This is a genomic window from Reyranella sp. CPCC 100927, from assembly GCF_007859315.1.
Lineage (GTDB): Bacteria > Pseudomonadota > Alphaproteobacteria > Reyranellales > Reyranellaceae > Vineibacter.
Genome location: NZ_VOHA01000001.1, coordinates 682,365 through 703,931 on the forward strand (window position 1 = coordinate 682,365; position 21,567 = coordinate 703,931).

Sequence of the window (21,567 nt, forward strand, 5' to 3'; positions counted from 1 at the left end):
ACGCCTGCGGGCACTGGCATGCCGACGGTGTGTGTGTACCATGACTGCCGCGGGGTCGGTCACGACGCCTTCACCAGGGTCTTCGCCACGGCGAAAGCATCACAGGAAACGATCCATGCCCCTTCCGCTCGACGACAAGTTGCTGGTCGGCATCCAGACCATTCATCGCCGCACCGAACCCGCGACCGGGCCGTGGCTGCCGCAGATCGACGAACTGGTTTCGCTGACCGAACTTGTCGACCGCTGCGGCTACGACTCGCTGTGGGTCGGCGATCACATTGCCTTCGCGATTCCCATCCTCGACCCGCTGCTGCAACTGGCGCAGGCGGCGGTGGCGAGCCGCCGGTTGCTGCTGGGCACGGGCGTCTACCTGCTGCCGCTGCGCCATCCTGGTCCGATCGCCAAGCAGGTGTCGACACTCGATCATATGAGCGAGGGGCGGCTGATCTTCGGCGTCGGGGTCGGCGGTGAATTCCCGAAAGAATATGCGCTGGCCGGCGTGCCGATCGGCGAGCGCGGCGCACGCCTCTCCGAGGCGATCACGGTGCTGCGCAAGCTGTGGACCGGAGAACCGGTGGCGCACGAGGGCCGCTTCTATTCCTTCCCCGAGGTGCAGATGCAGCCGCCGGCGCGCCAGGCGGGCGGTCCACCGATCTGGTGCGGTGGCCGCTCGGAGGGTGCGCTCAAGCGCACCGCGCGCCTGGCCGATGGCTGGATGTCCTACGTCGTGACGCCGCAGATGTATCGCGACAGCCTGGCGACGATCGCCGCGGCGGCGGATGCGGCTGGTCGTAAGCTCACGCGCTTCGGCACCAGCCATCTGCTGTTCACGCGCCTGGACGCCACCTACGAGGCCGCGCTGGAGGCGGCAACGAAGACGCTGAGCGTGCGCTATGCGATGGACTTCCGCAAAGCCGCGCAGCGTTATTGCGCCCTGGGACCGCCAGCCCAGATCGCCGAACGCATCCGCGAATTCCATGCCGCCGGCGTGCGCCACCTGGTGCTCGATCTGGTCGGCCCCTACGAGGAACGCGATGCGCAGATCGAGCGCGTTGCGGCCGAGGTGCTGCCCTTGTTGAAGGGCCTGAGGGGATAACAAAGCGCGCTTGACGGCATGCGCTGCGCCGACGCAACGTAGGCCCGTGATGACGTCGATATGGTCCTTCGTGCGACTTACGATCACGGCCTCCTGAGCGGAGGCCGTTGCGGGCGGACGTGCATCGTCAGTCCGGCAGTCGCTGGTGTCATCGCTTCCGGAATCATCTCATGTCCTTCGTCCGCAATGCGGGCCGCTTGCTGTGGCGCTCGCCTTATGTGCTGTTGGTGCTGACGGCGCTGTTCTGGTCGGGGAACTTCGTGCTCGGGCGTGCCGTGCAGGGTTCGGTGCCGCCGGTGGCGCTGGCCTTCTGGCGCTGGACCATGGGTTTCGTCCTGGTGATCGGCTTTGCCGCGCCGCATCTGCGCCGCGACCTGCCGACATTGCTGCGGCACTGGCGGCTGGTGCTGCTGTTGTCGGCGCTGGGCGTCGCCACCTTCAACACCCTGGTCTATATCGGTCTGCAGTCGACGACCGCGATCAACGCGCTGCTGATGCAGTCGGCGATGCCCCTGGTGATCCTGCTGTGCTCGTTCCTCCTGTTCCGCGAGCGCACCGGCACGATGCAGCTGATCGCGGTGCTGGTGTCGCTGGTCGGCGTCCTGGTAATCGCCTGCCGCGGATCACCGCTGGCGATTGCCGACACCGCGATCGACATCGGCGATCTCTGGGTGTTCTGCGCCGTCGTTTCCTACGCGATCTACTCGGTGCTGCTGCGCCGCCGTCCCGCGGTCCATCCGCTGAGCTTCGTCGCCGCAACGTTCGCGTTGGGCGCCCTGATGCTGCTGCCGTTCCATGTCTGGGAGACAACGGCCGGTGCGCCGATGCGATGGACCACCATTGCGATCGTTGCCGTCGCCTACGTGGCGCTGTTTCCGTCGCTGCTCGCCTATCTCTGCTTCAACCGCGGCGTCGAGTTGATCGGCGCCAACCGCGCCGGCCAGTTCGTGCACCTGATGCCGGCGTTCGGCACCGTGCTGGCCATCGTCTTTCTCGGCGAGGACGTGCATCTCTACCACGCCGTCGGCATCGGCCTGATCGGCGTGGGCATCGGTCTTGCGATCGGCGGGCGGCGATAGTCAGCGCGGGCCCCAGGGGCGCACCACCAGCGACCCTGCGATCATGGCGCCGTAGAGCAGGATCGCGAGGCCGATCAGCCAGAACAGGTCCGGCAGCGTGCCGTGCCAGGCCACGATCAGCAGGTAGCCGCCGACGCCGGCGATCGCCGTGCGCAGCACGCTGGCGAAGAGCGGCATCGCCTGACGGTTGGCGCCCTGCGCGGCGAAGTTCAACGACATGCCCAGCCCGAACAGCGCATAGAACGGCGCCGCGCGCGTCAGGTAGTGGGTGGCGGCCTCCAGCACGCCGGCATCGCTGCTGAACATGCCGGCCCAGGCGCCGGGGAACAGCGCCACGGCAAAACCCAGCGTGCCGGTCAGCGCCGCCGCCATCATGCCGCCGGTCCAGGCGAAGCGCCGGGCGCGGTCCCATTGGCCGGCGCCGGCGGCGATGCCGACCAGGGTCGTGAGGGCCGATCCGATGCCGAACGACAGCGGCACCAGGATGAACTCCAGCCGCGCACCGATGCCGTAGCCCGCGATCGCGGCGTCGCCGAACGGCTTGATGGCGAAGTTCACCAGCATGGTCGTGAGGTTGGCGAGCAGTGCCGACAGCGAGGAAATCAAGCCGACTTTCAGGATCGGCGCGAACGCCGCGCCGGCAAGACCACGATCGGCGAGCGACGGTACGAACCCGGCGCGTCCTTGCCACAGGCGGTGCGCCATCAAGACAGTCGCCAGCAGGCTGGTCGCGATCATCGATACGGCGGCGCCCGCGATACCCAGTCCGGTCCAACTGCCCAGTCCCCAGCCCGCCGTGCCCAACACCAGCACGGCCGAGAGCGGGATCTGTACCATCGAGGCCAGCAGCATGTATTTGCCGGGTGTCATCACGTCGCCGGTGCCGCGCAGGATCGATGACAGTGCGAACATCGCCCACGGCGCCACGGCGCCGGCGAACAGCGCCGTGGCATAGGCGTTGGCGAAATCCAGCGTCTCGCCGGTCGCGCCGAAGGCACGGAACACCGCCGATCCCGCCACCGACATCAACACCGTCCACAACAGCGCGAAGCCCGCCGCGACCAGCAGGGCATGCACGGCCAGCGATGCCGCCCGGTTCCGGTCGCCGGCACCCAGGGCTCGCGCGATTGCTGAGGCGATGCCGCCGCCGATGCCGCCGGCGGCCATCATGGTCATCAGCATCAGGAACGGAAAGACCAGCTGGAAGCCGGCCAGTGCCGACGTGCCCAGCCGACCCACCACGTACATCTCGGCGATGCTGACACCGCTTTGCAGGAACATCACCGCCGTCGTCGGGCCGGCCAGCCGCAGGATGGTGGGCAGCGGCTGCGCCAATAGCAGGGGATGGGATATCGTGCCGTGCATCTCCGCCCGGGCTCCATTATGTGTATATGCACATAATACAGCGGATCGACTGCCTGTCCACGCCCCCGATCTCATGTCCGCATGAGAGATCCTGTCCCGGGGGCTCAACGCCGCTTGCGGGCTGGTGACGTCGGCGCCAGGGTAAACGTGCGCACCAACGTCCGCCAGACCAGCGACAGCAGCAGGGTGCCGGCAATGACGCCGGCAGCGCTGGCCGAGAAATCCATGACGGAGGCGCTGCGACCGGGCACGTAGAGCTGCCCGATCTCCAGCGCGGTGGCATAGAGGATCAGCGCCAGTGCCAATGGCAGCCGGCGAATCCGTGCCGGGTAAGCCAGACCGATGATCGTGGTCGCGCCGAAATAGGCGATGAAATGCTCGGCCTGCTTGCCGTACCCCAGTTTGGCCAAGTCGGTACGGACGAGGTCCTGGCCGGGAATCAGCGACAGTATGGCGAGCACAACCACGCATGACACGGCCGCGGCCCGAAGCAGGGTGGGCAGGCTGGCATGGACAGCGGGAAGGCGCATGCGGTCTATCTCAAGCGACGAAACGGCGCTTTTACACGATTATGCGAATTTTGGCATGACGAAACGATTACTCATTCGTTCTTTTTGTCGCCACTTTGTCGCTTCTTAAGTGACGCGGGGCCGCGGGGGTGCCCGTGGCTGCCCTCAATCAAGGAGTCGAGATGAACCGCATTGTTTTCCTCGCATCTGTCGCTTGTGTCCTGTCCTGGGGTGTCGCGGCGCAGGCTGAAGAGCTGCCCAAGCGCAAGGCCGGACTCTGGGAGTCGACGGTGTCGGGGGGCATGGCGCCGGCGCCGCAGGTCATCAAGCAGTGCATCGATGAGAAGACCGATTCGCTGGCGATGGCGGCTGTGGGTGGCGGCAACTGCAAGCCGCCGACCATCACCAAGACGTCGGCCGGCTACGAGACCGAGACGAGCTGCCAGTTCGGCCAGATGACATCGACGGCCAAGTCGGTGATCAGCGGTGATTTTTCGTCGAAGATCACGGCCAAGACGACGGCGACCATCGTGCAGGCGCCCGGGCAGCAGCCGGTGACGTCCAACACGACGATCGAAGCCAAGTACCTTGGTCCCTGCGCCGCCGATCAGAAGCCCGGCGACATCATCATGCCGGACGGCAAGGTCGTGCGGACCCCCGGCACCAAGTAGCCGCTACCGGCGTACCGCGGCGTCTGGACCGAACACCTGGTCCAGGCGCCTGCGGCTGCCATCGCTCAGGAAGTCGCGGTCCATGCGCATCGGATCGCCAAAAAACGCCACCGCCAGCGCCCGGTCGGTCACAACGGTGCCCAGCAGGCCCAGCGCCGCATCGCGATCGAAGATGCCTTCTGCATAGAGCAGCCGGCGGCCGAGTTCGCCGCGCCCCATCACGCGTTGAAAGTACTGAATCGCGAGGTTGTCGACGCGCGGCATCTTGGGGCCCAGCACCAGGACATGGAGGCGACCCCATTCGTCGGGCGAGAGCTCGGCGCGCCAGCGGCTGACCAGGGCGTGCAGCCCGTCGATCTGCAGCGCCGCCGCGTCATCGCCGTTGGCCAATACCGGCGCCGCCAGGGTGTGCGCGAAACCGGCCAGGGCCGGCCCGTCCACCCGTCCGGCCGCCAGTGTCCGCTCCATCAGCGCAATGGACTGATCGAAGATCAGCCGCTGCCGTGCCAGCCGGTCGGCCGGGAAGCCGACATCGTCGAGCGTCGTCCGCGCCGCGCGGGCCCGCTGCAACAACGTCTCCAGTGGAGCCACCCAGGCGCGGCTGTCGCGGTCCGTCCACGGTGCCAGCGTCGCCCAGACGCCCAGCGCCACGTGGGCCACATCCTTGTAGCGGTGATACAGCGGCGGCGTGAACGACCGAGTTTCTGCCGGCAGCCCTGTCCGCAGCAACGTGGCATCGTCGAACGCCACGACGATGGCGGGTCGCGCCCGCAGCATCAGTTCGCGCTTGGACTCGGCGTAGTTGGCGCGCACCTGCTTGTTCAGGTCGAGAAGGGCTTGCTCGCGCGGTGGCGCTGCCGCGGTCGTGGCCGGCCGCGACGCGTCGGTCGCGCAGCCGGCCAGCGACGCCAGGATCGCCACCACGCACGCGGCGCGGTTGCGGAATGACAACGGAGAGAACGCCACAATCGCCTCGAACCAGGATTGGCCTTGTCGAGACTTTGCCGTGGCCGGCGTTCAACGGCAAACCCGGCTGCCCTGTCACGCGCTGTGGCGTTTTATCGTCGCTTGCCCCACCGGTTCACCACGACCACGCCGGTCAGCGCCAGTGCGCCGCCGAGCAGGGTCAAAGCCTGCGGCACCTCGCCCAGAAGCCACCAGGCCAGCAGCACGGATGACGGCGGGATCAGATAGAGGAATTGGCCCGCCTGCGCCGCGCCAAAGCTGCGCAGCGCATAGGTCCAGCAGCTTTGCCCGATGATGCCCGGACCCACCGCCAGGAAGACGACCATCAGGATCGTCTCCGGGCTCGCCGCATCCGCTTGTGCAAGACCGGCCGGAAGCCACGGCAGAAGCGACACGCCACCAGCGACGAGCACGAGAGCGGTGACATCAAGCGGCGCGGCGCGCGCCAGAAGCGGCCGCTGCAGGACCGAATAGACGGCAGCGCAGATGGCGGCACCGACGATCAGGCTCGAACCCATGCCGAACGACAATCCGCCGGGCTGCCCCGAGGCGATCACGCCGACACCGGCAAAGCCCAGGAGCGCGCCGAGCCAGCTCCACCGGTTGAAAGCTTCCTTGAGAACCAGGACCGCGAGGATCGCCATGAACAGGGGCTGGGTGTTGACGATGAAACCCGCGGCACCGGCCGAAACCGTCGCCTGCCCGGAGTTGAGGAGCACGTTGTAGGCCGCGATACCCAGCAGCCCGCTCAATGCAACGGTGCCGTAGTCGCGCCGTTCGAACGTGGTCGGCCGCCGCCACCCAAGCCAGGCAAGCGCAAACATCCCGGCGAGCGCGAAGCGGATCGCAGCCAGCGGCAGCGGCTCGATCTGGCGCAGGGCGAACCCGATGGCGGGGAAGGATGCCGCCCAGGTGAAGACGGTGCCCGCCACGGCAAGAGCGGGCAGAACGACGGATCGGCGTGTTTCGACACAGAGCTGGCTCATGCCGGATGTGTGTCATCAGCACATGCATTGACATAGAAGGCCGACAATCATTCAGATGTGAGTATGGAGCACATCTGGGCACTGCCGCCCCTCGAAGCCTTGCAGGCTGTCCTCGCCGCGGCGCGGCTGGGCTCGTTCTCGGCGGCGGCCGGGGCGCTCGACATCACCCATGGCGCCGTGAGCCGGCGGATTGCTGCGGTCGAGGCGTGGGCCGGGATCAGGCTGTTCAGCCGGCACGGGCGGGGTGTGCGCCTCACGCTCGAAGGCGAGCGTCTGGCGTCCCGGATCGAGCTCGCGGTCGCCATGCTGGAAGACAGCCGCACCAGCGGCGGCGCGGAGCCCGAACTCGATACGATCCGGGTCGGCGTGGTGCAGTCCTTCGCGCGCCTGTGGCTCATCCCGCGCTTGCCGGACCTGGAGGGAAGGCCGCCCGATCTGCGAATAGAGGCCGACATCGATCATCGCCACATGGCGGTGTCGGACGCGCGGATCGCCATCCGCCTCGGACAGGGCAACTGGGCCGGGGTCGTGGCCGAGCCCTTGTTCGACGAAACGCTTCAGCCGGTAGCGACCCCGGACATCGCAAATGCACTCGGCAAGACACCGCGGCTCGGCGACCTGCTCGCATTGCCGCTGCTTCACGATGCAACGGAGGACGGCTGGCGGTTCTGGCTGTCAGGCCAGGGCATCGCCTACCAGCGACGGGCGAAGGACAGGACGTTCGAGGGCCACGACCTTGCGCTGCAGGCTGCCGCCGCCGGCCTCGGTGTCGCGCTGGCGCGTGATCCTTACGGTCGTGCGTTCCGCCAACGCCTCGGGCTGGTCGCGGTCCATCCGCGCGGCATCCTGAGCCCGCAGAAGTTCCACATCGTCACTCGTCCCGGGCCACGACATCCCGCCGTGGACCGGCTCGTCGAGCGGTTGCGGAAAATGGCGAGGGCCGCTTGAGCAGTCCAGGGCCTCCGACAGGCCCTTGATCGAGTGGGCCAAGCGAGTCGAGTCCCTCACCTCTGCACGGCCCGCGACCGAGGTGGAACATGTGGAGCAGGCTGGCTCCGGGCCTATTCTTGTTTCATATGCTCGGACCAGCGATGCACCACCCGGCTGTCGACGGGCGCATGGCGTTCGGCCGCGTAGAAGGCCGCGATTCCGGGGATCGCCAGCACTAATGACCTCAGGTCGAAGTGTACGTAACGCGACAAGTAGAAGCCTGCGTTCAGCGCAGCGCGCTCGACTTGAGCCTGCGCATCGTGTCGACCATCGAGCACCGTGCGTAGCGTCGGAAAGGTGCCATCCGTGGCGAAGGATGATTGCCCATCGAGGGCCGTCAGGGTGCCGACAAGGCTGGCCTCGAACACGAGCGAGCTTGTGCGCGAGGCCACCAGATCGAATGTCGAGAGCCATTCCAGATAGCTGGTCTCCGGCGGTACATCCTCGACGCATACGACGCCCCGTAGGCCGGCACACTGTTCGAGGCACTTCTGCTGCGCCGCCAAAGTCCAGGAGTGGTTCTTTGCCGAGGGGTGGCCTTTGACAACGACGTCAAATCCAGTGTCGCTCAAAAGCTTCACTCTGCGGATCGCGTCCTCGGCCATATCGACGGCTTCTTCCGGAAGCCCCAGAAAATTGGCGTCATCACAGGTTTGAAGCGCAACGAGTGCACGCTGCCCGGTAGGTGGCGAGCGCTTGCTCCACGGGCTCACCATCCGTCGAACCTCGTCGAGGCGTCCCGATGAGACGGCAGGCAGGTCATCGATAGAGAGGCGCGGCAGCAGAGCGCGGCTGTGCGCACCCCAAGGGTCCGCATAGTATGATGTCGGCAGGGGATGCCGCGTCGCGCCGAGTTCGCAATTGATGCACACGAGCTGGTGCTGGTCGCAAAATTGGCGCGCCGCGCCATTCTGCCCCCAGACCATGACAGCATCGAACTCGAACCGCTCTTGCCTTAGACGCTCGAGCTCGTCCTTGACGGCCGTGCTGAAATCACCGGTGCCGAGAAGGAGTTCCCGCCAGTGCAGCATGCCCGTGGGGTGCCAGGGTAGCGTCCTCAGTGCCTCGATCATCGCCTGCAGCTCGGGTCCAACCGCGCTGAAAGCGGTATCGGGCAGCGGGCGATCGTATTTCTCGTTGCACTGGAGCAGGAACTGGATGGTTGCCGCGTTCGAGAGAAAATGGACGTCGGCATCGATGTCCGCGGCAGCCGCGAGCCACTGTTCCGCGACCCAGAAGTACGCGCCGTCAGTTTCTCGAATGGGGAAAGGTTCAACGAAAAAAAGAATTCTCGATCCCAACATCACGCAGTCCGCTATGCGATATTCATTCGCTTACTAATCATCGTATCATAAGAAAATTGCCACATTGATGCGAACAGGTAGTACGAGACCTGCGCGGCACGCATCGTCGGCCGCCGCAGCCCACCGAAGGTTGATTTTCGAGAGAGGCGGGCAAAGCGGCACGACCGCCGCAGTCAGCTCATATCTCGCGTTCAGCAGCACGGCACTTCACTGCCGCTCATTGCCGATGCCGGTGTGTGAGCTGGAAGAGAACGGACGAAAGTGCAGCGCCGGCAAGTGGCGACTGCCCGCGATCAAGGGCACTACGAACCACTAAAAACCAAAGGGCCCGGTGCTTTCGCACCGGGCCCTTGTTTTGGTGGAGCCAAACGGGATCGAACCGTTGACCTCTACAATGCCATTGTAGCGCTCTCCCAGCTGAGCTATGGCCCCGAAATCCTGGCGCGGCATCCGTCTGGGGACGGCCCGCGAACGCGGCGGAACATATGGAGCAGGCCGGCCTCTGACAAGGCGAAAATGTCGGCCGATCCCAGGTCCCGCTCAGGTTTCCTCGTCGCTGCCCTTGTCGTCGATACCGACCTCGATCTCGGCATCGTCCTCGGCCAGATCCTCGGTATCCTCCAACGCCGCGTCGTCGTCTTCGCTATCGCCTTCGACCGCGGGCAAATCGTCATCCGCGATCGGCACGCCCTCGATCATGTCCTTGGGCTTCTTGGCCGCCGGCGCCTTGCTCGCCGCCGCCGGGACCGACCGGCTACGACGCGCCTTCACGAAGTCCTCGGGGTCGTGCGAATGGCCGCACTTCGGGCAGATGATCGGATTCTTGCTGAGATCGTAGAACCGCGCGCCGCAACTCTGGCAGCTACGCTTGGTTCCCCAGGCGGCCTTCACCATTTCCCAAAACCTCTTTGCAATACCGCGGGCGCGCCACTGGCGTCCGGCCGGCGCGGAAAGCGGGCGTTTGCCACGCCCGGCCGGGGTTGTCAAAAGCCAAAATGGCCCGCCGGGGAGACGGATCAGGTATCGTGCGACGGATTGCCCGGGCCGGCCAGGCATCCGCGCAGCACGAGGTCGACGGCGCTCTGAGCCAGCTGGGCGCGCGAGGCGTCGGGAACGCCCATCAGGCCACCCCGGATCATGCCCAGCAGCAGCGCCGGCAGCACGTCGGGGTCCACGGCGCGGAATTCGCCGCTCTCGATGCCGGCGGCGATCGCGGTGCGCAGGGCGTCCTGGATCGGCCGGCGCCGGCCGCGGAACAGGATGCGCCAACGGTCGGCCAGTTCCGGCTGCTCGCCGGTGAGCACGCGCAGCGACACCATCTGCTCGCCCAGCACGTCGACCAGGCATGTCACCATGGCCACCAGTGCCGCCTGCTGGGAGGTCTCGCGGCTGCGGATCGCCTCCAGGTCTGCCTCCAGGCCCGCCAGTGCATCGCCAAAAACCTGCAGGAACAGCTCTTCCTTCGAGGCGAAGTACCGGTACAGCGTCGGCTTTCCGACACCGGCGGCGCGTGCCACGTCGTCGACCTGCACGCCGCCGTAGCCGCGCCGGCCGAACAGGTCGGCGGCGGCCCGCAGGATGTCGGCCCGGCGCCGCTGGCGCCAGTCCGGCATATTTTCGCCATCGTCGCGCGGCATTGAAAACAGAACTCCTCGGTTCTAAATATGGCGGTCAGGGGATGCTGTATCAAGACATCGCGTATGGACAGGAAAACCGCGTCAGAACCGGGCTGGAGGGGTAAAATATGCACGGCCAGGCCCGACGGGATCCGTTAGCCCCATGATGAAGTCGCGCTTTTTTGCGGTGGCGTTTCTCCTCGTCGTCGGTGCGGTGGGCGCGTGGGCCTTCCGCGCCGCCGGCCCGCAACCGCAGCAGGGGAGGCAGGGCGAACAGGCCAAGCCCGTGGTCGCCGCCACGGCAGCCATGCGCCCGATGCCGGTCCTGATCGATGCCATCGGCCACGTCGAGACCCAGTCCAGCGTCGTCGTGCGCTCGCGCATCGACGGCGTGGTCGACAAGGTCTGGGTCGAGGACGGCCAGGAGGTCAAGGCGGGCGACCTGCTGATCACGCTGGATGCACGCCAGGCCCAGGCCTCGCTGCGCCAGGCGGAAGGCGCGCTCGCCCGCGACAAGGCCCAGCTGGAAAATGCGCGCCGCGATCTGGCGCGCATCGAGCCGCTGGCGCGTTCCGGCGCCGTTTCCAAGCAGCTGCTCGATCAGGCCATCGGCAATGTCGCGGCGCTGGAAGGCACGGTCGCGGCCGATGACGCGCAGGTGCAGAGCTTCAAGGTGCAGCTCACCTACACCGAGATCCGGGCACCGATTTCCGGACGGCTCGGCACCATCGGCACGCGGCTGGGTACGTCGGTGCGGTCGTCGGATGCCACGGCCGTGGTCACGATCAACCAGCTCGATCCGATTTACGTCAGCTACTCCGTGCCGCAGCGCGAACTGCCGGCGCTGCAGGACGCGATGGCAACCGGTCCGGTGCCGGTGCGCATCATGATCGCCGGCCGCGAGAAGCAGCCGCTGGAAGGCAAGATCGCCTACATCGACAACACCGTCGACATGTCCTCCGGCACCCTGCCGGTACGGGCCATCGTGCCCAACCCCGAGCGCCATTTGTGGCCGGGCCTGTTCGTGAACACCACGACTACGGTCCGCGTCGACCAGAAAGCGGTCGTCATTCCGGCCGAAGCCCTGCAGACGGGCCAGAACGGGACGTTCGTGTTCGTGATCAAGCCCGACATGACGGTGACGGCCCACGCGGTCGTCGTCGATCGCGTGCTGAACGACATGGCCGTCATCCGCTCCGGCGTCGCCGTGGGCGACAGGGTCGTTACGTCAGGCCAGCTGCGGCTGAGCGAAGGCACCAGGGTCGAGATCCGCGAGCCGGCGCCCGACGAACCGTCGCAGCCGGCGGCGAAGGGCAAGTCGGAGAAGCCGTCGTGAACCTGCCGGAGCTGTGCATCCGCCGACCCGTCATGACGACACTGCTGATGGTGTCGTTCATCGTCGGCGGCTGGTTCGGCTATGCGCAGCTGCCGGTCGCCGCCCTGCCGCGGGTCGATTTCCCCACCATCTCCGTGTCGGCAAGCCTGCCCGGCGCCAGTCCGGAGACCATGGCGTCGTCGGTCGCCACACCGCTGGAGCGGCAGTTCGCGACCATTCCCAGCGTCAATTCCATCATCTCGATCAACGGCCAGGGCACGACGCAGATCACGCTGCAGTTCGACCTCGACCGCAACATCGATGGTGCCGCGCTCGACGTGCAGTCGGCGATTTCGACCGCCGCGCGCCTGCTGCCCGACGAGATGACGACGCCGCCCAGCTTCCGCAAGGTCAACCCGGCCGACTCGCCGGTGCTTTTGCTGGCGCTGAGCTCCAGCACCCTGCCGCTGTCGACGCTCAATGAGTATGCCGAGACCTTGCTGTCGCCCAGCCTGTCGACCCTGGGCGGCGTGGCGCAGGTCACGATCTACGGCCCGCAGAAATATGCCGTGCGTATCCAGATCGACCCGCGGGCGCTGGCCGCCACCGGCATCGGCGTCGATCAGATCCAGAGCGCCGTCGCCGCCGCCAATTCCAACGCGCCGGTCGGCATCATCGACGGCAGCCGCCAGAGCGTGACCTTGCAGGCGTCGGGCCAGCTCGAGCGCGCCGCGGCCTATCGCTCGTTGGTGGTGGCCTATCGCAACGGCAACCCGGTGCGGCTGGGCGAGATCGCCACGGTCACCGACGGCGTCGAGAACGACAAGATCGCGACCTGGATGAACGGCACGCGCGCCATCGTGCTCGCCATCCAGCGCCAGCCCGATGCCAACACGGTGGCCGTGGTCGACGCCGTCAAAAACCTGCTGCCGACGTTCCGCAACCAGCTGCCGGCCGCCATCGACGTGCGCGCCATCATCGACCGCTCGCAGTCGATCCGCGAGTCGGTGCACGACGTCGAGTTCACCCTGCTGCTGACGATCTGCCTGGTCGTCATGGTGATCTTCCTGTTCCTGCGCAACCTGCGGGCGACGCTGATCCCGGCGCTGGCGCTGCCGGTATCGATCATCGGCACGTTCGGCGGCATGTATCTGATGGGCTACAGCATCGACAATCTGTCGCTGCTGGCGATCACCCTGTCGGTCGGCTTCGTGGTCGACGACGCCATCGTGATGCTCGAGAACATCGTGCGCCACGTCGAGGGCGGCATGCGGCCGTTCGAGGCGGCGCTGAAAGGCTCGCGCGAGATCGCCTTCACCATCCTGTCGATCACGATATCGCTGGTCGCCGTGTTCATCCCGGTGCTGTTCATGGGCGGCATCGTGGGGCGGCTGTTCAACCAGTTCGCCGTCACCATCAGCATCGCCATCCTGATCTCGGCTTTCGTGTCGCTGACCCTGACGCCGATGCTGTGCAGCCGGATGCTGAAGCACATCGATCATTCGGCACCGCAAGGCCGGTTGATGCGGTGGTCCGAGGGGGTGTTCGACGGGATGCTGTCCGTCTACGAACGCACGCTCAAATGGGCACTGCTGCGCCGGCGCTTCATGCTGGGGATCACGGCCCTGACCCTGGTCCTGTCGATCGTCCTGTTCCAGGCCATCCCCAAGGGCTTCTTCCCGACCGAAGACACCGGCATGATCCTCGCCATCACCGAGGGACCGCAGGATACCTCCTTCGAGTCGTTGGCGCGTGAGCAGAAGCGCGTGGCGGACATCATCCTCGCCGATCCCGCGGTCGACGTCGTCAACTCCACGGTCGGCGTTGGCGGACCGAACACCGCCACCAATGCGGGCCGCATGTTCGTCGGGCTGAAGCCGTTGGCGGTGCGCAAGGTGTCGGCTCAGGAGGTGATCCGCCGGCTGCGGCCCAAGCTGATGGCGCTGACCGGCATCAACGTCTTCCTGCAGCCGATCCAGAACATCAATGTCGGCGGCCGGCTGTCCAAGGGCCTGTACCAGTATACACTGCAGGGCACGCAGTTCGCCGAGGTCCAGCGCTTCGCGCCGCAGGTCGAGGCCAAGCTCGCCACCCTGCCGCAGCTGCAGGACGTCACCAGCGACCTGCAGGTCCGCAGCCCGCAGGTCGTGGTGGAGGTCGACCGCGACCGTGCCGCGACGATGAACGTCACCGCCGCCGCCGTGCGCAACACGCTCTACTCGGCATTCGGCGCCCGCCAGATCTCGACCATCTACACGCCCAGCAACAACTACGAGGTGATCCTCGAGGTCGATCCGCGGTTCAGGGGTGACGTCGCCGCCCTGGGCTCGCTCTACGTGCCGACCACCACCGGCACCACCGTGCCGCTGGAGGCAGTGGCCACCATCCGCCGCCAGGCTGGGCCGCTCAACGTCAACCACCAGTCGGCGCTGCCGGCGGTGACCCTGTCGTTCAACCTGGCGCCTGGTGTCGCGCTGGGTCAGGCGGTGGCGGCGATCCAGGGTGCCGAGCGTGAGCTCAACCTGCCGGCGACCATCACCACGAGCTTCCGCGGCACCGCCCAGGTATTCCAGGATTCGCTCAAGGGCCAGGCACTGTTGCTGCTGGCGGCGGTGTTCGTGATCTACATCGTGCTGGGCATCCTGTACGAAAGCTTCATCCATCCGCTCACCATCCTGTCCGGTTTGCCGTCGGCCGGCATCGGCGCGCTGCTGACCTTGATGCTGTTCCGCATGGATCTCAGCGTCATCGCCATCATCGGCGCCGTGATGTTGATCGGCATCGTCAAGAAGAACGCGATCATGATGATCGACTTCGCCATCGAGCGGCGCAGCAAGGGCGATGTCAGTGCCGAGGACGCGATCTACGAGGCCTGCGTCTTGCGCTTCCGGCCGATCATGATGACCACCATGGCCGCCATCATGGGTGCCGTGCCGATCGCGGTCGGCATGGGCGCGGGTGCCGAACTGCGCCAGCCGCTGGGCGTCGTCGTGGTCGGCGGCCTGATCCTGTCGCAGCTGCTGACGCTCTACATCACGCCGGTGATCTACCTTTACCTCGATCAGCTGCAGACCCGGTGGGGCCACGGCCGCGAGGCGCTGGACCGCGACGCCACGCCCCATCCGGCGGAATGACCTGAGCGCGGGTCGACCGCGTATCACCCGATCGGGTGACGAAGCGTTTTGCCTGCGATGCTAGCGTAGCCCCGGCCAGATGGCGGGGGAGGGTGCTGGCATGCAGGACGATCCGACAGCGCCGGTTCGCAAGTTCCAGACCCCGATAGACGGCGATCTGGTGATCGGCCTGCGGCCGGGCACCCGGGTGGGACGCTATGAGCTGATGCATGTCCTGGGACACGGCGGCTTTGGCATCACCTATCAGGCGCGCGATCGGCAACTGAACCGGGACGTTGCCATCAAGGAATATCTGCCGACCCCGTTTGCGGGTCGCCAAGGCGATCAGGTCGTGCCGCATGCGACGAACCTGGTCGACGATTTCGTCTGGGGCCGTGACCGTTTTCTCGAGGAGGCCAAGACGCTGGCGCGCCTCACGGACGCGGCCGGCATCGTCAACGTGTTCGACCTCGTGGAAGCCAACGGCACCGCCTACATGGTCATGGAGCTGGTGGCCGGCGACACCTTGGAGATGGTGTTGTCGCGCCAACGGTTCCTGCCGCAGCAGGCGATTGAGACAGTGCTGGCGCCGCTGCTCGACGGGCTGGAGCGCGTCCATGCCACCGGCTTTCTGCACCGTGATATCAAGCCGGCGAATATCCTGGTGGATGCGCAGGGCAAGGCGACGCTGATCGACTTCGGCGCCTCGCGCCAGGCGCTGGGTGATCGCACCCGCGTGATGACGGCCGTCTATACGCCAGGCTATGCCGCGGTCGAGCAGATGACATCGGCGCAGCAGGGCCCGTGGACCGACATCTACGCCTTGGCCGGCACGCTCTATCACTGCGTCGCCGGCGAGCCGCCGGTCGGCGCCATGGATCGCATGATGCACGACCGCTGCGTGCCCGCGATGCAGCGCGGCGCCGGCCGTTACGATCCGAAATTCCTGGCTGCCGTAGATCGCGGCCTTCGACTGAAGCCAGCCGATCGGCCGCAGACCGTGGCCGAATGGCGCCAGACGTTTGCGCGTGCATCATCCCATGATCGGCCAAAGCCCGTCTGGCGACGGGCATGGATCGGCGCTGCGGCGGGCGGCCTTGCCCTCGCCGGTGTGGCGGCCGCCATTGTCTTGCCGCTAGGGCCACGACCGCGGGAGCCGGACACGGCGCAGCCAACGGCAGAGCAGGAGCGTCTGGCGCAGGAGAAGCGTGAGAGCGAGGCCAAGGCGGCCGCTGAGCAGGAGCGCCGGGCGAAGGAGAAGCGCGAAGCCGATGCGCGCACCGCCGCTGAGCAGGAAAGGCTGGCCAAGGAGAAGCGTGAGGCCGACACACGCGCGGCCGAACAGGAGCGATTGGCCAAGGAAAAGCGCGCCGCCGACGCGAAGGCTGCTGCGGAGCAGGAGCGCCTGGCGAAGGCCGCGGCTGAAAAGCCGCCATCGTTGTCGGAGAGCGAGAAGGGACTGGTGCGGCGGAGCCTGGTCAATGCCGGCTATGACCCAAGCTACGGCAGCTACCAGAGCGACCAGGGCCTGCGTGATGCCATACGACGCTTCCAGGCCGCGCGTGGGTTTGACGCCACCGGCACGGTGAATGCCGATCAGTTGGCAATTCTAATATCGATCAGCGGCGGTCCGACGCCTGTCGAGGTCGCCGCCGATCTGTTTCGCAAGCAGGTCCTGCCGCAGCTGAAAGCGGTTGGCGTCCAGGACGTCGAACTGGGTGTGCAGCAGGCTTTCCTGGATGTGGCGGCGCGCGGTGGCATTGCCACAGCGAGCTTGCGGCCGGCGAGCGACGGGTCACTCGAGCGCCTGATGGCGCTGTCGTCGATGCGCCAGTCGATCGCCGACTACCAGAAGCGCAACGGCCTGCTGGTGACGGGTTTCCTGACCCGGACGACACTGGATCAATGGGTGGCCAGCACCGTCCCTTTGAAGAAGCAGCCGGTATTGGACTATCTCGCGATCAACAATGTGCAGTGGTTCTCGAGCTGGGCTGCCGTCGAGTTCATCGAGAACAACGACCGCATGTGTGGACTGCTGAGCTTTGCCGTCAACGTCGAAGGTCCGCTGGATGGCGACTGGGCGCCGGCGATCGTGTTCTGGACCGAGGCGCAGCCGGGTCCCGGCAAGGCCGGCAGCTACTGGGCGGCGCTGATGTCGGCCTCGGCTCAGTACAAGATCGTGAGCGTCGCGTTCGATGGTGGAGATCCGACGACGGTCGACGAACGCAAGACCGACAGGAAGGGGAACAAAGAACTCTACAACGGTTCTGTCATCAACATGAACAAGTGGGCGTGGGCGAGCACCGCCGAACTGGCATTGGAGGGCCGTTTTGGTCCGCTCTGGCTGGATTTCTCGGGCATCGGCTTCCAGCGCGCAGCGCAGCAGTTCGTGACCTGTACCGGTGGACACGTCCGGCCGCCGCAATAGCACCCAAATGTTCCTTCAGCTTGCCCCGCAGCGCGCGGTTGGCATTGGGGACCGTTGCTTGTGGTACGATAGGACGAAGTTCATGCACGATCGTAGATCATGGTTCATCACGGCCGTTGTCGTGGCGCTTTGTCTGGGTGCGGGAAGCAGCCACGCTCAAAGCCCGCGCACGACAGATGTTCTGCGCGGCTGCCGCGATATCATGAACACGATCCCCAAGGAGCCGAAGCTCGCCGCCACCTGCTTCGATGTCGTGCGGACTGTTCTGGAGCTGGGGCGAGACCTCAAGACATCGCCGTCTTGTCCGCCGGCGGGGACGGACAGTGGTGCCGCCGTGTCCGTCGTTCTCCGCTATGCCGATGCGAAACCCGACCGCACGGGTGAGCCCTTCGGCCGCTTCGTGGCCGAAGCCCTGGCGCAGGCGTGGCCGTGTCGGTGAGCGGCCACCGCCGCATCCGAAGCGTCCTGCGCTAGCAGAAATTGCGACCGCAACTCGTGCGCTGCGAGGGCATCAAGGTCCAGGTCGGCGCTTTCGGCGGCGGCGTATAGACGGGTCGTGGCCGGCTGGCATGGTCGGTCACGGTCGGCGTCTGGCCGGTCGGCTCCGCCAGCGGTGGCGGCGGGGGCAGGGCATGGGTCTGGCCGGCGCTCGTGCCATCGCAGCCGGCCAGCGCCGCCAGCAGCACCAGCGCTGCGGTCGATCTCACCATGGCAATCTCCTACTGATAGACGAAGCCGGTGCCGCTGCACTCGGCGCCGACACCGCCAGGCGAGGCGCATTGCACGTCCACAAAACCGTCGAGCCCGTTTTTCGCGCCGGTTTCCCGGATGGCGTTGAACAGAAACTCCTGGCCGACATAGCCGCTGCGGCGTGCCGTCAGGCTGCCGACGCGGATGAAGCGCTGCGCCGGCTGGTCTCCCACGAACAGGATCACCACGTCGTTCGGTGCCTTGCCGCTGCGCGCGTAGGCCAGTGTCGGCGTGAAGTCGGCGCCGCCCGAGAAGGTGAGGCCGCCGCCGCCGCAACCTGCCAGGCACAGCCCCAGTCCCATGGCGACACCTGATCTGACGGCGCGCCCCGTGGTCGGTCTCAGTCGCATGCGATGCTCCGTGGAATTCGCACCTGATTGTCGCTGGCGGGAATGCGGCGCACATCACCCTGTCGGGTGATGTCGGCGCGAATGTTCGCGGCATACGCGGTAGCCGCCGCACCGGGCCGCGTGCTAGAGGTGCCGCGCATCAACCTGGAGGCCCGTCCTGTCCGCGTCGTCCGCATCCCAGAAGCTGGTTTCCGCGCCCGTGGCGCACCTGGAGGGCCGCGTGCGCGCGCCGGGCGACAAGTCGATCTCGCATCGCGCGCTGATGTTCGGCGCCGTGACCGTCGGCGAGACGACCATCGAGGGCCTGCTGGAAGGCGAGGACATCCTCTCCAGCGCCGCGGCGCTGCGCTCGCTGGGCGCGACCGTCGACCGTACAGGTGCGGGCGCCTGGTGCGTGCGCGGCGTCGGCGTCGGCGGCTTCCGCGAGCCATCCGATGTGCTCGATATGGGCAACTCCGGCACCGCGGCGCGGCTGCTGTCGGGGCTGATCGCCAGTCACGCCTTTACCAGCTTCATGACCGGCGATGCCTCAATGCGGCGCCGACCGATGATGCGCGTGATCGAGCCGCTCTCGCGCATGGGGGCTCGCTTTATCGCCCGCGAGGGCGGCCGTTTGCCGATGGCCGTCACGGGCGCGCCCACGATGCTGCCGATCGAGTACCGCCTGCCGGTGGCATCGGCCCAGGTGAAGTCGGCAATCCTGCTGGCCGGGCTGAACACGCCGGGCGAGACCACGGTCATCGAGCCCGAGCCGACGCGCGATCATACCGAGCGCATGCTGCAGGGCTTCGGTGCCACGGTACGCACCCGGGCGCTCGATGACGGCGCGCGCGCCATCACCATCGTCGGCCAGCCGGAACTGGCCGGCAACCGCCACATCGTGGTGCCGGGTGACCCATCATCGGCTGCTTTCGCGGTGGTGGCGGCGGCCATCCGGCCGGGCAGCGACGTGCTGGTGGAGAATGTCGGCATCAACCCGACGCGGGCCGGTCTCTACGAGACGCTGCGCGAGATGGGTGCGGCGCTGACCTTTGAGAATGAACGCGTGATGGGCGGCGAGTCGGTGGCCGACATTCGCGTCAGGGGTGGCGCTCTGAAGGGTATCGATGTGCCGCCGCACCGGGCCCCCAGCATGATCGACGAATACCCGATCCTCGCCGTCGCGGCCGCCTGTGCCGATGGCACCACGCGCATGCAGGGCGTCGCCGAGCTGCGCGCCAAGGAGAGCGACCGGCTGGCCAGCGTCGCCGCCGGGCTCGAGGCCAACGGCGTGCGCTTCGAGATCGGTGCCGACTATCTGCACGTTCAGGGTTGCAACGGCGCTCCGCCGGGCGGCGGCCTGGTGGCAACGCACCTCGATCACCGCATTGCGATGGCCTTCCTGGTGCTGGGCACGGCGGCGAAGGCCACCGTTGCCGTCGACGACGGTGCCACAATCAACACCAGCTTCCCGGGTTTCGCCGCCCTGATGAACGGCCTGGGCGCGAAAATAACCTGACGCTCCTCCGTGCAGTGGGAGGAGGAAAGGCCCCTACAGGTACGGAATCGCCTGTCGCGGGAAGATGTTGACGTTGCCGCCGCCGGGTATGCCGCTGGACGTGGGTTTGACCTTGGTCGGCGTACCGGGTGAGTTGACCTGCATCTTGCTCTTCCCGGTGAGCCCATCGACATTGAAGCCGATGCCGTTGGTGACGCAGGTCAGCCGCTCGATGTGTGCGCCCGCCGACGGCACCAGTTGAATCTGGATGCCGGTACCCGAGGGAATTCGTCCCTTCAGGTGATCGAGGCAGATCTCGAGGCCGAACTTGATCCCGTCGATCGTGAAGATCGACCCGCCCATGCGCTCGTCCGTGAATGTGCTGGAACCGCCGCCATCGCGCGACCCGGGAACCGACAAGGCTGGCAGCACCCGCCCCCTGATCTCGATCCTGCGATCGTTGTTCCAGGGGTCGAGGATGGCCGTGTTGTCGAAGCCTGTTTGGTTCTTGCCCTCTTGCAACGCCTGTGGGCTTGCGAAGCGACGGAAGTCGATGTGGGAGACGTATTCCTTTTCGATGACGTGGGCGTTCTTGAGGTCGTCCTCGCCACCCTTTTGGATCAAGGCCACGTTGTCGATGCGCGCGCCGAGCCTGGCCTCGAACACGCTGCCGGGCGGGCAGGTGCGGCACACATACTGGTTGCCCCTGCGGACGAAGTTGTTGGCGCCGACCTTTCGGCAGCGCCGGCAGGCAAGGCGGTCGTCGAACGACGCACCGATCACCGTTCCGAACACGAACAGCCAATCCTTGAAGCGGCTATGGCGGGTGAAGGTCCGCAGATTGTCGAAAATCTCGCTCACATAGGATATGTCGTAGGCGCCCTGGCGCCCGCGAAAGAAGAACTCCGGGGCCATGAAGATCTTCAGCGTCTTGTCGTCGTCCGGATCGGACCCATGCGCCGCCGTGTAGTGGCTGTAGGCAGCGTCGATCGCCTGCCGCAGGTTGAAGCACCGCGCCATGCTGTCGACTTTGTCGCCCGTGCCGCCGCTGTACTCGACCAGGTTGTTGTAGTCCCACTGTGTGCCGGACCATGTCGCCTTGAAGAGGTTCTCGTCGAACTTGCCGGTCAGGACGCCGTATCCGACGCAGCTCACATATTTGTACTTGTGAGCCGAAGAGGTCAGGCCGGCTTCCTTGCGAGCAGCTTCGTCAAGGTCGGTCAGCAGCTTCGGCAAAGGTGCGAAAGCATAGGCTCGCTTCCATGCCCGTTCGAAGGCCTCGATTTGCTCGTGGATTGACATGGCGACATTGCGCTTCGCCATGGCTGAAAACGCCTGTTCGTAGAGCTTGATCTCGTCGCCGATTTTCAGCAGGGCCTGACGGAGGCTGGCCGGCCAGCTGTTGTCAATGCCGCGGGCCTGGTTATGCCAGACCGAGTGCTTGGGGATCGCTGCGGTGGCTGGCACGACGGTCGCCGGCTTGAGCTGCGCCAAGGGGCTCGACATGATGATCTCCCCGCCATCGGGATAGCGTTTGTGCGTGGAATGCTGT

The 21,567-nt window shown here is 66.4% G+C and carries 19 protein-coding genes and 1 tRNA gene; 9 read left to right on the forward strand and 11 right to left on the reverse strand.

The genetic code is table 11. The features are described 5' to 3' along the window. Positions 1-115: 115 nt before the first annotated feature. The gene (locus tag FQU96_RS03020; protein WP_178130279.1) at positions 116-1,096 is read left to right on the forward strand and encodes an LLM class flavin-dependent oxidoreductase; all 981 of its coding nucleotides are present in this window, start codon (positions 116-118) and stop codon (positions 1,094-1,096) included. Positions 1,097-1,266: 170 nt separating this feature from the next. Next, positions 1,267-2,175, forward strand: a complete 909-nt coding sequence (locus FQU96_RS03025) for a DMT family transporter (protein ID WP_146539344.1) — start codon at positions 1,267-1,269, stop codon at positions 2,173-2,175. On the opposite strand, the gene FQU96_RS03030 is transcribed toward FQU96_RS03025, so the two are convergent. Further along, positions 2,176-3,540 (reverse strand): MATE family efflux transporter, encoded by a 1,365-nt coding sequence (locus FQU96_RS03030; protein ID WP_178130280.1) that lies wholly within the window; start codon positions 3,538-3,540, stop codon positions 2,176-2,178. Positions 3,541-3,644: 104 nt separating this feature from the next. Next, entirely contained in the window at positions 3,645-4,070 is a 426-nt protein-coding gene (locus FQU96_RS03035) for a VanZ family protein (protein ID WP_146539346.1), read from the reverse strand. A 161-nt stretch (positions 4,071-4,231) separates the two neighbouring features. Here FQU96_RS03035 and FQU96_RS03040 point away from each other — a divergent pair, with 161 nt between their 5' ends. After that, positions 4,232-4,720 (forward strand): DUF3617 family protein, encoded by a 489-nt coding sequence (locus tag FQU96_RS03040; protein ID WP_146539347.1) that lies wholly within the window; start codon positions 4,232-4,234, stop codon positions 4,718-4,720. A 3-nt stretch (positions 4,721-4,723) separates the two neighbouring features. On the opposite strand, the gene FQU96_RS03045 is transcribed toward FQU96_RS03040, so the two are convergent. Continuing rightward, entirely contained in the window at positions 4,724-5,686 is a 963-nt protein-coding gene (locus tag FQU96_RS03045; RefSeq protein WP_146539348.1) for a hypothetical protein, read from the reverse strand. 92 nt (positions 5,687-5,778) lie between these two features. Beyond that, positions 5,779-6,672 carry a DMT family transporter gene (locus FQU96_RS03050; protein ID WP_146539349.1) on the reverse strand — a complete coding sequence of 298 codons (894 nt, stop codon included), beginning with the start codon at positions 6,670-6,672 and terminating at the stop codon, positions 5,779-5,781. 63 nt (positions 6,673-6,735) lie between these two features. On the opposite strand from FQU96_RS03050, the gene FQU96_RS03055 reads away from it, so the two are divergent. Continuing rightward, complete coding sequence (locus FQU96_RS03055; RefSeq protein ID WP_146539350.1) at positions 6,736-7,620, forward strand: LysR substrate-binding domain-containing protein; 885 nt, start codon at positions 6,736-6,738, stop codon at positions 7,618-7,620. 113 nt (positions 7,621-7,733) lie between these two features. Here the strand turns inward: FQU96_RS03055 and FQU96_RS03060 are convergent, their stop codons facing one another. The 4 genes from FQU96_RS03060 to FQU96_RS03075 all read right to left on the reverse strand — a co-directional run bounded on the left by FQU96_RS03060 (position 7,734) and on the right by FQU96_RS03075 (position 10,603). Further along, the gene (locus FQU96_RS03060; protein WP_146539351.1) at positions 7,734-8,966 is read right to left on the reverse strand and encodes a hypothetical protein; all 1,233 of its coding nucleotides are present in this window, start codon (positions 8,964-8,966) and stop codon (positions 7,734-7,736) included. A gap of 356 nt (positions 8,967-9,322) precedes the next feature. Beyond that, a tRNA-Ala gene (locus FQU96_RS03065) sits at positions 9,323-9,398 on the reverse strand. A 108-nt stretch (positions 9,399-9,506) separates the two neighbouring features. After that, the gene (locus FQU96_RS42085) at positions 9,507-9,860 is read right to left on the reverse strand and encodes a TIGR02300 family protein (RefSeq protein ID WP_178130281.1); all 354 of its coding nucleotides are present in this window, start codon (positions 9,858-9,860) and stop codon (positions 9,507-9,509) included. A gap of 122 nt (positions 9,861-9,982) precedes the next feature. After that, positions 9,983-10,603 (reverse strand): TetR/AcrR family transcriptional regulator, encoded by a 621-nt coding sequence (locus FQU96_RS03075; protein ID WP_146539352.1) that lies wholly within the window; start codon positions 10,601-10,603, stop codon positions 9,983-9,985. A gap of 142 nt (positions 10,604-10,745) precedes the next feature. On the opposite strand from FQU96_RS03075, the gene FQU96_RS03080 reads away from it, so the two are divergent. From FQU96_RS03080 to FQU96_RS03095, 4 genes are all read left to right on the forward strand, one after another. Next, the gene (locus FQU96_RS03080; protein ID WP_146539353.1) at positions 10,746-11,918 is read left to right on the forward strand and encodes an efflux RND transporter periplasmic adaptor subunit; all 1,173 of its coding nucleotides are present in this window, start codon (positions 10,746-10,748) and stop codon (positions 11,916-11,918) included. Next, positions 11,915-15,031: an efflux RND transporter permease subunit gene (locus tag FQU96_RS03085; protein ID WP_146539354.1), complete on the forward strand. Its 3,117-nt coding sequence runs from the start codon at positions 11,915-11,917 to the stop codon at positions 15,029-15,031. Before FQU96_RS03080 ends, FQU96_RS03085 begins: the two co-directional genes overlap by 4 nt. Before the next feature lie 100 nt (positions 15,032-15,131). Next, entirely contained in the window at positions 15,132-17,438 is a 2,307-nt protein-coding gene (locus tag FQU96_RS03090; RefSeq protein WP_178130282.1) for a serine/threonine-protein kinase, read from the forward strand. Positions 17,439-17,520: 82 nt separating this feature from the next. Next, a complete protein-coding gene (locus tag FQU96_RS03095) occupies positions 17,521-17,877 on the forward strand; it encodes a Rap1a/Tai family immunity protein (protein ID WP_146539356.1) in 357 nt (118 codons plus the stop codon). Positions 17,878-17,908: 31 nt separating this feature from the next. Here FQU96_RS03095 and FQU96_RS03100 read toward each other — a convergent pair whose 3' ends face one another. Next, positions 17,909-18,148, reverse strand: a complete 240-nt coding sequence (locus tag FQU96_RS03100; protein ID WP_146539357.1) for a hypothetical protein — start codon at positions 18,146-18,148, stop codon at positions 17,909-17,911. Between the two features lie 9 nt (positions 18,149-18,157). After that, a complete protein-coding gene (locus tag FQU96_RS03105) occupies positions 18,158-18,538 on the reverse strand; it encodes a hypothetical protein (protein WP_146539358.1) in 381 nt (126 codons plus the stop codon). Between the two features lie 157 nt (positions 18,539-18,695). Here FQU96_RS03105 and aroA point away from each other — a divergent pair, with 157 nt between their 5' ends. Continuing rightward, positions 18,696-20,036 (forward strand): 3-phosphoshikimate 1-carboxyvinyltransferase, encoded by a 1,341-nt coding sequence (aroA, locus tag FQU96_RS03110; protein WP_146539359.1) that lies wholly within the window; start codon positions 18,696-18,698, stop codon positions 20,034-20,036. Between the two features lie 33 nt (positions 20,037-20,069). Here the strand turns inward: aroA and FQU96_RS03115 are convergent, their stop codons facing one another. Continuing rightward, the gene (locus FQU96_RS03115) at positions 20,070-21,521 is read right to left on the reverse strand and encodes a hypothetical protein (RefSeq protein ID WP_146539360.1); all 1,452 of its coding nucleotides are present in this window, start codon (positions 21,519-21,521) and stop codon (positions 20,070-20,072) included. Between the last annotated feature and the right edge of the window lie 46 nt (positions 21,522-21,567).